Annotated in this window: 11 protein-coding genes; 6 read left to right on the plus strand and 5 right to left on the minus strand. The window is 65.8% G+C overall.

The annotated features are described in order from the left end of the window. The first annotated feature begins 97 nt into the window (after positions 1-97). Together I5R65_RS18100 and I5R65_RS18105 are read left to right on the plus strand one after the other, a co-directional pair. Entirely contained in the window at positions 98-1,369 is a 1,272-nt protein-coding gene (locus tag I5R65_RS18100) for a DUF3142 domain-containing protein (RefSeq protein ID WP_231395227.1), read from the plus strand. Continuing rightward, positions 1,369-3,843: a hypothetical protein gene (locus I5R65_RS18105; protein ID WP_180666548.1), complete on the plus strand. Its 2,475-nt coding sequence runs from the start codon at positions 1,369-1,371 to the stop codon at positions 3,841-3,843. Before I5R65_RS18100 ends, I5R65_RS18105 begins: the two co-directional genes overlap by 1 nt. Here the strand turns inward: I5R65_RS18105 and I5R65_RS18110 are convergent. The 5 genes from I5R65_RS18110 to I5R65_RS18130 all read right to left on the minus strand — a co-directional run bounded on the left by I5R65_RS18110 (position 3,836) and on the right by I5R65_RS18130 (position 8,457). Next, positions 3,836-4,195, minus strand: coding sequence for a PleD family two-component system response regulator (locus tag I5R65_RS18110; protein WP_102662216.1), 360 nt, complete (start codon positions 4,193-4,195; stop codon positions 3,836-3,838). The genes I5R65_RS18105 and I5R65_RS18110 overlap by 8 nt on opposite strands. Before the next feature lie 133 nt (positions 4,196-4,328). Beyond that, a complete protein-coding gene (locus I5R65_RS18115) occupies positions 4,329-5,498 on the minus strand; it encodes a cytochrome c (RefSeq protein ID WP_180666550.1) in 1,170 nt (389 codons plus the stop codon). A 9-nt stretch (positions 5,499-5,507) separates the two neighbouring features. Continuing rightward, on the minus strand, positions 5,508-6,335 hold the full coding sequence (locus tag I5R65_RS18120; protein WP_219341758.1) for an ABC transporter ATP-binding protein: 828 nt from the start codon (positions 6,333-6,335) through the stop codon (positions 5,508-5,510). Then, positions 6,329-7,384, minus strand: coding sequence for an ABC transporter permease (locus tag I5R65_RS18125; RefSeq protein ID WP_180666552.1), 1,056 nt, complete (start codon positions 7,382-7,384; stop codon positions 6,329-6,331). The genes I5R65_RS18120 and I5R65_RS18125 overlap by 7 nt, the downstream gene beginning before the upstream one ends. 32 nt (positions 7,385-7,416) lie before the next feature. Beyond that, entirely contained in the window at positions 7,417-8,457 is a 1,041-nt protein-coding gene (locus I5R65_RS18130) for an ABC transporter substrate-binding protein (RefSeq protein ID WP_180666554.1), read from the minus strand. Between the two features lie 238 nt (positions 8,458-8,695). Here I5R65_RS18130 and I5R65_RS18135 point away from each other — a divergent pair, with 238 nt between their 5' ends. The 4 genes from I5R65_RS18135 to I5R65_RS18150 all read left to right on the plus strand — a co-directional run bounded on the left by I5R65_RS18135 (position 8,696) and on the right by I5R65_RS18150 (position 12,470). Further along, positions 8,696-9,274: an OsmC family protein gene (locus I5R65_RS18135; protein WP_180666556.1), complete on the plus strand. Its 579-nt coding sequence runs from the start codon at positions 8,696-8,698 to the stop codon at positions 9,272-9,274. A gap of 98 nt (positions 9,275-9,372) precedes the next feature. Further along, a complete protein-coding gene (locus I5R65_RS18140; protein WP_180666558.1) occupies positions 9,373-9,999 on the plus strand; it encodes a cysteine dioxygenase in 627 nt (208 codons plus the stop codon). Beyond that, positions 9,996-11,615: a rhodanese homology domain-containing protein gene (locus tag I5R65_RS18145; protein ID WP_180666560.1), complete on the plus strand. Its 1,620-nt coding sequence runs from the start codon at positions 9,996-9,998 to the stop codon at positions 11,613-11,615. Before I5R65_RS18140 ends, I5R65_RS18145 begins: the two co-directional genes overlap by 4 nt. Before the next feature lie 171 nt (positions 11,616-11,786). Next, positions 11,787-12,470 (plus strand): hypothetical protein, encoded by a 684-nt coding sequence (locus tag I5R65_RS18150; protein ID WP_180666562.1) that lies wholly within the window; start codon positions 11,787-11,789, stop codon positions 12,468-12,470. Positions 12,471-12,575 lie beyond the last annotated feature (105 nt).

Consider the following 12,575-nt stretch of genomic DNA (forward strand, 5'->3'; position numbering starts at 1 on the left):
CACCAGGCCCGGTGACCGCAAGGCACCGGGCCTGATCGTTTTTGCGGACGGCTCGCGTACAATGCCGGCACCTCTGGCCGTCCCCGATCCGTCGACCATGCCTCCTATGCTCCGCTGCGCCGGCTGGCGCCTGCTCACCTGCCTGTTCACCTGGCTCGTGCTGGCCATGCTGCTGGTGTCCTGTTCACGCCGTCCGGCGTCCGAGGCCGGGTTGGCGCAGGATGTCTATGTCTGGCAGCGCCAGTGGACACCCTCGCTGCGCAATGCCCTGTCGCTCTCCAATCCACATGTGGCGCGCTGGCATGTGCTGGCCGCCGAGCTGGGCGCCTCCGGCGGCTGGATCGACATCCAGCCCGATGCTGCCGTGCTGGCCGCTACTGGCCGGCCGCTGCTGATGACCGTGCGCATCAATGGCCAACTGGCACGTTTCGATGGCGCCGCCATCCAGGCCCACCTGCTGGAATTGATCGCGGCCTGGCGCCAGCGTGGATTGCAGCCGGCCGCGCTGGAAATCGACTACGACTGCGCCACGGCACGCCTGCCCGAATACACCGCCTTCCTGCGCAGTTTCAAGACGCGCATCGCCCCGCTGGACCTGACCGTGACCGCTTTGCCGACCTGGCTGGCCAGCCCGCGCCTGGCCGATCTGCTGGCCGTGGCCGACGCATCCACCCTGCAGGTGCACGCGGTGCTGGACCCGCGCCTGGGCCTGTTCGATGGCGAGCGCGCCCAGGACTGGATGCAGCAATATGCCCAGCGCACCCGTCGCCCCTGGCACGTGGCCTTGCCGGCCTACGGATCACGGGTGGTCTGGAACGGGCAGGGCAGGATCGCTGCTGTCGAGAGCGAGACGGCGCTGCTGGCGGGTGGCCTGGCGCAGGAGCTGCTGGCCGAGCCACGCACCATGGCGCGCTTCGTGACACAGCTGGAAACAGCGCCACCGGCAGGCCTGGCCGGCATCGTCTGGTTCCGCCTGCCGACCGGGGACGATCGTCGCGCCTGGAGTCTGTCGACCTGGATCGCCGTCCTGCAGCGCCAGCCGCTCAAGGAGGGCCTGGTCGTGCAGCTGGTGGCCGGTCAGCCGGGCCAGCCCGCACGCGACATCCGCCTGGACAATGCCGGCAATGCCGACGCGCCCTTGCCGCTGCGCATACGGGTGCGACAGGGACATTCCTCACCGGCCGGACCGGTCGGGAACACTTGCACCGCCGACGGCATCAATGGCTACACGCTGGAAAACGATGCACAGGGACGTTACCTGCGCCTGAGCCAGGCTGGCCTGCTGCGTGCCGGTGCCAGCCGCACCATCGGCTGGTTGCGCTGCGACGACACGGCCACCCCGGACATCACACTGGAAATGGGATCCTGATGAAACGAATGAAACCGGCCGTGAGCATCGCCTGCGCGCTGAGCGGCCTGCTGGTCCTGGGCGCGGCCACGGTAGTGGCCTGTGGCCCGGACTTCCCGCTGCAACTGCTGGACGACCGCACCGGCACTCTGCGCAATACACCCGCCAATTCCTTCACCTGGGAGACCGCTCATCTGGTGACTGTGACCGACCGGCTGCAGGCCGACGAGGGCAGTGGCTATGAGCAGGCCAGTGGCGGTCCTGAGGATCCGCGTTCGCTGCGCATGCTGGAGAAGGGCCAGCTGGATGCCGCGCAATGGGCCGCGCTGCAGGCCATGCGTGCCGCTTCCGACGGTGAGGCTGCCTATGCCGCCGGTGCTGCGCTGCCGCCTGCGATCCGGCTCTACACTGCCGGCGCCCAGGACTTCCGTCGCAACGCACTGGCGCCGGCACGTCAGCGCTTCCAGGCCGTGCTGGCCCTGCCGCCGGCGCAGGCCAGCGAGCGTGCCGTGTGGGCGGCCTACATGCTGGGTCGCCTGCACGCCATGCAAGGCCAGCGGGCGCAGGCCATCGCCAGTTTCGACCAGGCCCGTACCTTGGCGGTAGCGGGCGCGCCCGATCCGCTGGGGCTGGCGGTGGCCAGCTATGGCGAAGAGGCAAGGCTGTTGCTGGTGGGCGCGACGGGCGCCTGCAACTGGTCCGATTTCAACGAGGGCCGCGACTGTGGCGAGAGCATCCCGCCGGCCGACCTGAAGCAGGCCATCCGGCTGTACGCGGAGCAGGCCGCACGCGGCTCCTACAGCGCGCTCTCCTCGCTGCAGGCGCTGGCCGCGTGGAGCCTGGCGCGCCCGGCCATCACCATGGCCCTCATCGATGATGCGGTCGCCCAGAAGCTGCTGGTGGCCTATGCGCTGGCGCGCGTGGGCGATGTCAGCGAAGGCCCGCAGGTGGCCGGTGGCGACTACGACCCGGGCGCAGCCGGTAGCGGCTCCTCCGGTTATGCCGATGCCGCCCGCGGCAGCCGCATCCAGCCCAATCCGGTGCTGGTGAACCTGGTTGATGCCCTGCGCCGGCGTGGTCTGGAAAAGATCGCCGGGGCCGATCGCGTGGCCGCACTGGCCTATCGCACCGGTCGGTATGACCTGGCAGCCTCGCTGGCCGGCCGGCAGGAGTCGGCGCTGTCCTGGTGGGTGCGCGCCAAGCTGGCGCTGCGCCAGGGCGACCATGACGGCGCAGCGCAAGCCTATGCCCGTGCCGCGCAGGGATTCCCGCGCAACGATGCCAGCGTGGAACCAGGCAATGCCAATCTGCTGGTCGGCGAGCAGGGCGTGCTGACGCTCTCGCGCGGGCAGTACGTGGAAGCGCTGGCGCAATTCCACCGCGCCGCCCGCCAGAGTGCCCAGGCCGGCGGTAATGGTTTCGACGGCTACGGCGGCTACTACAACGACCTGGCCTACGTCGCAGAACGCGTGCTGACCACCGACGAATTGAAGACCTACGTGGATGCCCACGCCCCGGCTTCGCCCATGCCCTCACCGGAAGCCGTCGCCAAGGCAGCGGCGCAGCAGGAACCCGGCCGGCAGTCCCTGCGCTGGGTGGCGGTGGGCCTGTCGGCGGTCACGGTGGAAGACCGTCTGCGCCAACTGTTGGCGCGCCGTCTGGTGCGCGAGGGCAGGGTGGAAGCATCACTGGCCTACTTCCCCGATGAACGCGACGAGCGTTTCGTCGACAGCAGCTACGACGACAATGGCAAGGAACTGCCGGTGACCTGGCGGGTACGCGCCAAGGCACGCGACTATGGCCAGGCGCTTGAGCGGGGGCAGCATGCCTGGCGCGCCAACAGTCGCGCCCAGGGCTGGTACGAGGCGGCCGTGATTGCGCGGCGCCAGGGCATGGAGATCATGGGATATGAACAGGGACCGGACTTCGCCGTCTATGGCGGCAGCTATCCATGGGGTGCCGGACGTGCTGCAGCCCCGTATGGCGACGAGAACAAACCGCTTCCGCCGACGCCCCAGGCGCGTGCCCAGGCCGATCTGCCCGGGCCACTGGTGACCGAGGGCGAGCGCCGGCGCTATGCCGCCAGCGAAGCCCAGCCCTACAAGCGCTTCCACTACCGCGACGTCGCCGCTGGTTATGCCATGAAGGCGGCCGACGAACTGCCGGCGCGCTCGCAAGCCTTCGCGGCGGTGCTGTGCCAGGGTGTGAATTTCGTGTATGACGACCCGCCGCGTGCCGAGCAGCTTTACCTGCGCTACGTGCGGCAGGGTGCGGCCGTGCCGTTCTCGGCGGACTTCGGGCAACACTGCGTGGAGCCGAACTTTGCCGCGGCGGCGCGCTTCCCCTATCAACAGGCCTGGCGCAGTACACGGCAATGGGTGAGCCAGCATCGTGCGCTCGGCGCGGCGCTGTTGCTGGCCATCGTGGTTGGTGGTGGATGGAGCGTGGCGCAGTGGCGTCGTCGCCGCCGCGCCGGGAACGCTGTGGCTAGTTGACCAGTTCGCGCTTGAGTTCGGAAATGAGGGCTGGATTCAGCGGCCCTGCGCACAGAAAGGCCGGCCACTGCCCCTTCACCAGGTCCATCTCCCGCTCATCGCGACACAGCAGGATCACCGGCACATCGGCCAGCGTGTCCTGTGCCTTGAGGTAGTGCGCCAGGCGCAGGCCACTCATGCCTTCCATGGCCAGCTGGGCCAGCACCAGGTCGGGCCGGTCCAGGGCAATGTGCTCGATGGCGTCATTGCCGCTGCCGGCGATCTGGATGTCGATGTCGTTGATGGCCAGCCATTCGGTCAGCGCGCGGCTGACTTCGGGTTGGGAAGTGGCGATCAGGGCGGTCTTGTGCATGAGGGGCTCTCGCGATGGTCGTTGGACAAGCTCATCATGCCCCGATGGCAACATGGCCGCCATCGGGTTTTTCCTGAGCCCTGGGGCCGGTTCACATTCCCTCATCACGACGCCGCAGCCGCTGAAGCGGCGCTCAATGCACGAAGCCGCCCTTGATGAAGCGGACCGGCTCGGCGTCCATGGCGGCGATCAACTGGTCGATGCCACCGGCATCGACTGGCTCCGCGCCAGCCACCGTCGCTGCGCCAGCCAGGGGCGAGCGGCACAGCATGTCGCTTTGCGACCAGGCTCCGCTACTGCTGCGGGCACGCAGCCAGCCATCCCGGTCGGCGATCAATTCGGTGCCGGGCAGGCGTTCTTCGGCCATTCCGGTGAGGATGGCAATGGCGCGCAGGGCGCTGGTATCGATGCTGCTGCAATCGATGGCACCGACTGCTCCGGCAGCCCCGCCGGTGGCCGCGCCCAGCAGTACCGATTGCAGGCGCGGGTCCTCGCCCGGGAGATCGGTCGCTCCCACGGTCCCCACCACCAGGCGGATGCGTTGCCCTTGCCATTGGCGCAGGTGGGTCGCCGTTGAGCGCCGGCAGTCCACTGCCAGGTCGGGCAAGGCGACCGGGCGCGGCCAACTGCCGGTGTCGCGTAGGGCGACACCGGCAGCATTGGCTTTCATGTAATCGATCAGTGCCCAGCGTTCTTCCACGCTGGTGCGGTCGGCAAAGCCCGGCATCTGCCCCTTGCCATGGCGCAGGCTCCAGTAGAGATCGCCGTCGAAACGCCGCCACAGCAGACCGCTGGACAGATTGGGCGGCGCCACCGGCAGCGACAAGGCGAGCGGGGTATTGCCGCGCCCGTCCGCACCGTGGCAGGCCTGGCATTGACCGCGATAGAGCTGTTCGCCGCGCACGATGCTGGTGGCCGTAAAGGCCTGGGGAGCGCTCTGGAAGCTGGTCGGGGTGGCTGCGGTGGTGACCAGGCTGGTATCGGGCCAGGGCGCAAACCAGGTCAGGACGATGGCCAGCGCCAACAGCAGCCAGCGGCGACGGCGCCAGAACAGCGCCAGGCAAAGCAATAGCAGCGCGCCACCCAGCCAGGCCAGGGCCAGCAGCACGGCACGCGCCACGCTGCGGTCGATCAGCATCACCTCGCCCGACAGACGCAGTGCAAACGGCCAGGCGGGCTGGCCATCGAGTTGCGGGACCAGATGCAGCCAGGCGAGCACCTGCAGCAAGCCTTGCTGCAGCACCTGCATGGCTTGCAGCATGAGGTTCAGGCAGGCGTCCCAGTCGAACTGCAGGCGACTCATCGCGGTGTCCTACCAGCTGTCATCCAGCCCCAGGTGGCGCAAGGCCTCGTGTCGCAACTGTGCCAGCAGCGGATCTCCGCGATGGCGCGGATAGGGCAGATCGACCTTGATCTCGGCATGGATGGCGGCCGGCCGCTGGCCGAAAATGATCACGCGCTGGGCCAGGAACAGCGCCTCTTCCACGTCATGCGTGACCAGCAGCGCCGAGAAGCGGCGACGTTGCCATAGCGCCACCAGTTCGCTCTGCATGGCCAGGCGGGTGAGCGAATCTAGCTTGCCCAACGGTTCGTCCAGTACCAGCAGTTGTGGATCATTGACCAGCGCCCGCGCCAGGGCCACGCGCTGGGCCATGCCGCCGGAGAGCTGATGCGGGAAGGCGTCGGCGAATTCATCCAGCCCCACCAGCGCCAACGCATCGTCCACGCGATGACGCTGCTGTTTCAACAGCCCGCGTGCCTGCAGGCCCAGGGCGACGTTGTCCCACACCGTGCGCCAGGGGTAGAGCGTCGGGTCCTGGAACACCACGATGCGCGAGGGATCGGGTCGGGTGATCGGCTGTCCGTCCTGCAGGATGTGGCCGGTGGTGGCTGGTTCCAGCCCGGCCACCAGGCGCAGCAGGGTGGACTTGCCGCAGCCGCTGGGACCGAGCAGGGCCACGAATTCTCCTGGCGCGACGGTCAGCGAGATATCGTCCAGCACCTGCAGCAGGCCTTGCCCGCCCTTGCGCTCGAACCAGTGACTGACCTGGGTGATGTCAATGTGGGCGCCGGCAGCACCGGCCTCGATCTCGGCGGCGGTGGTGCCGGCGGTGGCCACGGTGGATGGGGTGCTTACCATTTGACGGTTCCTTTCTGCCATGACAGGGCGTGGTCACGTACCTTGAACAGGAGTGTGATCAGGCCCGAGCACAACACAGCCATCACGAACAGTGCCGCATACATGTTGCTGTAGGCGGCCCAGCCTTGCGCCCATTGCAGGTACCATCCCAGACCGGCTTTCACGCCCATCATCTCGGCGGTCACCAGCACCGAGAAGGACGCGCCCAGGCCCATGAACAGTCCGACGAAGACCTGCGGCAGTGCTGCCGGTATGGCCACCCGCAGCACCAGGAAGCTTTCCGACGCACCCAGCGTGCGGGCCACGTCGTAATAGCTCTTGTTGACGGCGGCCACGCCCGACCAGGTCAGCACTGCAATCGGGAAGAAGCTGGCCAGCGCGATCAGGAACACCGCCGCAGCATAGCTGGACGGTGCGAAGAAGAAGGCCAGCGGAAGCAGCGCCGAGGCCGGCACCGGTCCCAGGAAACGCAGCACCGGATGCACCCAGTAGCCGGCGATGCGCGACCATCCTATCCACACCCCGACCAGAAAACCGACCAGTGCACCGCTGGCGAATCCATGGGCCAGCAGTCGCAGCGAATGGGCGGTGGAGAGCCCCAGACGGGGCCAATCCTCACCATAGACTTCGATGAGTGCCTGGGGAGGTGCGAAGAAGGGCGTCGGCAGCAGGCCCAGCTTGGCCGTGAGGATCTCCCACACCAGCAGCAGCAACGGCAGGGCCACCAGCCATTGGCCGGCGGGACGCAGCAGATGCACCAGACGCGCGGTAAAGCTGCCGCCCGCCGTCAGCAGCGCCAGCACGCCGGCGATCACCAGGGCCACGTAGCCGAATTCATCGGTGTAGGCCCAGTCGGAAAATCCCACTTCCTTGTTCGGCCATTGCAATACCAGTGCGCCCAGTGCCAGCCAGGTCACGGCAGCCAGCAGGCCGCTGCGCCACAGGGCGGCCCGTGGTGTAGCCGATTGCCGTACGGGTGACGATGGTGGCGATGCGGATTGGGAGGCAGATCCGGCCTGGTGCGGCAGGCTGTCGGTGGTGGTGGTCATGTCATGCTCCGGTTGGAATGGATGGAAGACGTTCAGGCCAGCACATCCACCGTCACGTGACTGGCGAAGCGCGCCGGGTCGGTGCTCTTCTTGAGCACGCCGGCGGTGTGGAAGTCGCGTGCGAAATATTCCACTTCGGAGCGCAGCACCGAGCCGGTCGGATGGTTGTGATAGGTCAGGTCGGTCAGCAGGGCGCGCAGGTCCTCCACCGGAATCTTGGGTGAATATTTGGCGTACAGCTTGGCGGCCTCATTGGGATTTTCGGCCACGTATTCGGAGGCCTGGATGATGGAACGCACCACGGCCGCAGCGGCGGGACGGTTGTTGCGCACGAATTCGCCGCGGGCGCCGGTGATGCAGCAGATCTTGTCCTTGTATTCGCCCGTGGCATTGTTGCCGATCTCCGCAAAGACGCCGCGGTTGCGCTTTTCGATCAGATAGAGATTGGGGTCGCCATCGGCGATGGCCTGGATCTCGCCTTTCTTGACCGCCACGTCCAGCAGATCGGCAGGGTAGACGCGCCATTCCACATCCTTCTCCACGTTCACGCCGCGCTTGGCCAGGTGGATGGCAAAGAAGTTCTTGGCCGGGCTGTTGATGTCGGACACCCCGATGGTCTTGCCCTTGAGTTGCTTCCAGTCCGACACACCGGCTTCCTTCACCCCCAGCATGCGCAGGCAGCCGCCGTGGGCCGAGCCGATCACCTTGACGTCGAAACCGGATTCGAGCGGCTTGAGCCAGCGGTGGATCAGGCCGACACCGACATCGGCCTTGCCGGTGGCCAAGGCTTCCAGCAACTGGTCGGTGGATCCACCCCAGTTGAGCAGTTCGACCTGCAGATTGTTCTGTTCGAAAAAGCCCTTTTCCTGTGCCACCACCACCGGCGAGAGGCAGAAGGCGACCTGGCTCCAGGCGAAGGTGACCTTCTGTGGCGGCCCCGCCGACCAGGCCTGGCGGGCGGCCAGCGTGCCGCCGAGGCCGGCCAGGGCAGCAGCGCCGCCGGCACGCAGCAGGGAGCGGCGCACGCGGCTGGGTTGTTGTTCTTGTTCGGACAGAAGCAGGTCTTGGGTCATGATGGTGGGCTCCGCAGGTGGAAAGGATGGCGCATGACTGGCGCAGGCAGAGCCCCCCAGCATGTGCAGAGCGCCAATATGCAATAGCCTTTCGTCATCGCAAACGAACAAGTTCGATGATGGATATGCGACAGGAAGTGCTTATCGATATGCGGATTGCTTCCTTGTCGCTGCCAGGCCATGGCGGGACACTTGCTCCCCGATTCCGCATCATCCACCCCAGCCGCGCGAGGACTCCATGACATCCCTGAACCATTACCTGAGCGAAAAACGTAGCGCAGTGTTGGCCCGAGAGGCCTTGATCGACGCCGGCAATGCCGGCCCCACCCAACTGGCCGCGCGCGTCACGGCCGAAGGCCGCAGCGGTGTGCGCCGTATCCGCATCCGCGATCACCAGGTCATCAGCGACAGTCCGCCCGATTTTGCCGGCTACAACCTGGGACCGAGCTCCCCGGAATTGCAATTGGGCGTGCTGGGTTCCTGCGTGACCCACATCTTCCTGATCCAGGCGGCGCATCGGCAGGTGCCGGTCGATGCGTTGGAGGTCGAGGTCAGTGGCCGTATCGATCCGCGTGGTGGGCGTCCTGGCCATGAAGACATTCCGATCTGGCCACACGACATCGGCTACGTGGTCCATCTGGAATCACCCGCTCCGGCGGCCGATGTGCAAGCGTTGTTCGAGGCAGTGGAAGCGACTTGCCCCATCCTCAACCTGTTGAAGAACCCGCAGCAGATCCGTGCCGAGCTGCGTCATCGCCAGACCGAGGCGGCCGACGCCCCCAGAGACGGTCATGGTGCAGAAAACGTCATCGCCTGAAGTGCTCTGCGCCGGCCAGACAATGGCGAAATAAATGATTTATAGTGCGATTCTGAGCCGGCGCAGACCGAGCACTGAGACAAAGCAGAGAGGGACACATGACAACACCCCATCCATCCGGCAAGCAGCTGTGGCGTTTGCGCGAGTTCATCACCGGGTTTGCCGGCCTGCTCGATGGCAAGCCTGGACAAGCCCTCCTTCTGGAGGAAGGCGGCGCCTTGCTGCGGCAGTTGGTCGCGCACGATGACTGGTTGCCCGATGCCTACGCCCAGCCGCATCCCGAGCGTTACCAGCAATTCCTCTTGCATGCCGATTCGGCGCAACGCTTCTCGGTCGTCAGCTTCGTCTGGGGCCCCGGACAGCGCACGCCGATACATGACCACACCGTATGGGGGCTGATCGGCGTGCTGCGCGGGGCCGAACATGCGCAGTCCTTTGGCTGGCAGCGTGAGCAGTTGCAGCCGGTGGGCGAACGCGCGCTGCTGCAGGCGGGACAGGTCGAGGCGGTGGCACCCCATCATCACGCATTGCACGACGTGCACCAGGTCAGCAATGCCTTCGACGACCAGGCGTCGATCAGTATCCATGTCTATGGCGCCAACATCGGTGCGGTCCGGCGTTCCGTGTATCACCCCGATGGACGGCGCGTGCCGTTCATCTCCGGCTATTCCAATTCCACCTTGCCCAATATCTGGGACCTCTCCATCGAACAAGCATCCTCATGACTCAAGACCACGCCGCTGCTTCCATCCCTGTCATCAGCTATGCCGAGGTGCGTGCCGCGCTACTGGCACGCGAGGAGATTGCCTTGCTCGACGTGCGCGAAGAAGCACCGCATGCGCAATCGCATCCGTTGTTTGCCGCCAATTTTCCTTACTCCCATCTGGAGCTCAATGCCTACAGCCGCTTGCCGCGTCGCGATGTGCGCATCGTCACGCTGGATGATGGCGAAGGCCTGGCCGTGCGTGCTGCGCTGCGCTTGCGCACGCTGGGCTACACCTGCGTGGGCGTGCTGGCCGGTGGCGTGCGCGGATGGCGCGAGGCCGGGGGCGAGCTGTTCCAGGACGTGAACGTGCCCAGCAAGGCCTTCGGCGAACTGGTGGAATCGCAGCGCCATACGCCATCCCTGTCGGCCGAGGAAGTCAAGGCCCTGCTCGACAGTGGGGAGGACGTGGTGGTGGTCGATGCCCGCCGCTTCGATGAGTACCAGAACATGAACATCCCCGGCTCCATCAGCGTACCCGGCGCCGAACTGGTGCTGCGCCTGCCGGCCATCGCCCCGGACCCGAAGACGCGTGTCATCGTCAATTGCGCCGGTCGCACGCGCAGCATCATCGGGACCCAGTCGCTGGTCAATGCGGGCATTCCCAATCGCGTGCATGCGCTGCGTAACGGCACCATCGGCTGGACCCTGGCCGGGCAGCAGCTGGAGCACGGGCAGGCGCGTCGTTTCCCGCAACAGGTGGAGACCAGCCAGCAGCAACAGTCACGTCGCCAGGCCCGCAGCGTAGCGGACCGGGCCGGGGTGAAGCGCATCGCGTTCGCTGCGCTGGATACACTGGAGTTGCCGGGGCGTACCGTCTACCGATTCGATGTCCGCACGCCCGAGCAGTACCGGGAGGGGCATCTGCCGGGTTTCCTCTCGGCACCCGGTGGCCAGCTGGTGCAGGAGACCGAGATGAACGCGCCGGTTCGTGGAGCGCGCATCGTGCTGGCCGACGATGACGGCGTACGTGCCGACATGAGCGCTTCCTGGCTGGCCCAGATGGGGTGGGACGTGTATGTGGTGGAGGGCGCGACGCCGGCTGACTTCGTTGTCAGCGGCGAGGCGCCACGCGCGCTGCCGGTGTTGGCTGATACGCCGCAGCAGCGTATCGGTGCGCAGCAGTTGAAGAGCTGGTTGGAGGCCGATAGTACCGTCCATGGCACCGTGGTCATCGATGTCGCTCTGAGCGCCCGTTACGTGGCAGGGCATATTCCGGGTGCATGGTTCGTGTTGCGTTCTGAGATTGCTGCCGTGGCGCGTCGCTTCCCGTCAGCGACACGCTTCGTGCTCACCTGCGGCAGCGCCTTGCTGGCGCAGTTTGCCGTTGCCGATCTGCAGGCGCTGGTGTCGCAGCCGGTGTATCTGCTGGAGGGCGGCAATGCTGCATGGGCCCAGGCCGGCCTGCCTCTGGAGAGTGGCGAGCAGCATCTGCTGTCGCCCCGCATCGACCGCTATCGCCGTCCCTACGAGGGCACCGGCAATCCGGCCAGTGCCATGCAGGCCTATCTCGATTGGGAGTTCGGGCTGGTGGAGCAGTTGGGGCGGGATGGGACGCACGGGTTTTTTGTGATCTGACCCGGAGTCCGGTGCGAAATGAATTTGATTGCTGGCGCTGGAAATGAAAAACGGCCCACCGAGGTGGGCCGTGTTCCATATCATCTGTCCTGTGGGGGAGGCTGACGCCCGCGTGTCCACAAGCTCACCGAAAAATGGTAGCACACGCGCCAAAGGATAGGTAAGTGGAATATGAACAAAGGCCTGACGCTATCGCAGATCGACAACATCACCAGCGCGCTGTCGGCAGCACGGCTGGTGACTTTTCAAACAGTTCCAGGATTTTCCCCCGACGCTCACGTTCTGGACAGATACAGCTGGCACGCCTTGATGTCGGCCGCGTTCTTCGCTTCGCTGCATGTCTGCGAAGTCAGTGTGAGAAATGCCGTGGACAGTGCATTGGCGGCCACCTATGGTGGCGACTGGCCCTGGAATCGGAACTTCGAACGCAGCTTGCCAAATCCTCTCGGTTCTCATTTCCAACCTCAAGCCGAGCTGCTGCGCGCTCGTGACAAGATGCGGGTTGGTGCCACCGGCAAAGTCATCGCCGAACTCAAGTTTGCGTTCTGGTGCCACATGTTCACCGCCCGTTATCAGGAACGTCTATGGCGCGGACAAATGCACCGATGCTTCCCCAATTTACCCAAATCGGGCTTTCCTTCGGGACCCGCACAGGCTCGTCAGGTCATTCATGCCGAGCTGGAGATCTTGCGACGGTTTCGCAATCGCATTGCGCATCATGAACCCGTGCTGACTGATCCACTGCCGCAGCTTCAGCAGAGCATCCTGTCGCTGATCCGTTGGAGCAGCCTGGATGTCGCTGACTGGCATGCGTCCTGGGAAACAGTGACCTCCTGCCTCCAGCGCAAGCCATAAAGGTCTGTATTCGCCACTTATCCATCTGAGATTGCAATTCAAGTGATACAAAGCGTCTCGCTTGATCGATTAGATGTCGCCCATCGGCGACGCAGTCACATTGTT

It is taken from the genome of Herbaspirillum sp. AP02, from assembly GCF_015767275.1.
Taxonomy (GTDB): Bacteria; Pseudomonadota; Gammaproteobacteria; order Burkholderiales; family Burkholderiaceae_D; genus Herbaspirillum.

What these genes read in the sequence shown, in the direction of transcription:
- I5R65_RS18125 (WP_180666552.1), bottom strand. Translation starts at nt 7,384, where the DNA reads ATGACCACCACCACCGACAGCCTGCCGCACCAGGCCGGATCTGCCTCC.
- I5R65_RS18145 (WP_180666560.1), top strand. Translation starts at nt 9,996, where the DNA reads ATGACTCAAGACCACGCCGCTGCTTCCATCCCTGTCATCAGCTATGCC.
- I5R65_RS18120 (WP_219341758.1), bottom strand. Translation starts at nt 6,335, where the DNA reads ATGGTAAGCACCCCATCCACCGTGGCCACCGCCGGCACCACCGCCGCC.
- I5R65_RS18130 (WP_180666554.1), bottom strand. Translation starts at nt 8,457, where the DNA reads ATGACCCAAGACCTGCTTCTGTCCGAACAAGAACAACAACCCAGCCGC.
- I5R65_RS18100 (WP_231395227.1), top strand. Translation starts at nt 98, where the DNA reads ATGCCTCCTATGCTCCGCTGCGCCGGCTGGCGCCTGCTCACCTGCCTG.
- I5R65_RS18150 (WP_180666562.1), top strand. Translation starts at nt 11,787, where the DNA reads ATGAACAAAGGCCTGACGCTATCGCAGATCGACAACATCACCAGCGCG.
- I5R65_RS18110 (WP_102662216.1), bottom strand. Translation starts at nt 4,195, where the DNA reads ATGCACAAGACCGCCCTGATCGCCACTTCCCAACCCGAAGTCAGCCGC.
- I5R65_RS18135 (WP_180666556.1), top strand. Translation starts at nt 8,696, where the DNA reads ATGACATCCCTGAACCATTACCTGAGCGAAAAACGTAGCGCAGTGTTG.
- I5R65_RS18140 (WP_180666558.1), top strand. Translation starts at nt 9,373, where the DNA reads ATGACAACACCCCATCCATCCGGCAAGCAGCTGTGGCGTTTGCGCGAG.
- I5R65_RS18105 (WP_180666548.1), top strand. Translation starts at nt 1,369, where the DNA reads ATGAAACGAATGAAACCGGCCGTGAGCATCGCCTGCGCGCTGAGCGGC.
- I5R65_RS18115 (WP_180666550.1), bottom strand. Translation starts at nt 5,498, where the DNA reads ATGAGTCGCCTGCAGTTCGACTGGGACGCCTGCCTGAACCTCATGCTG.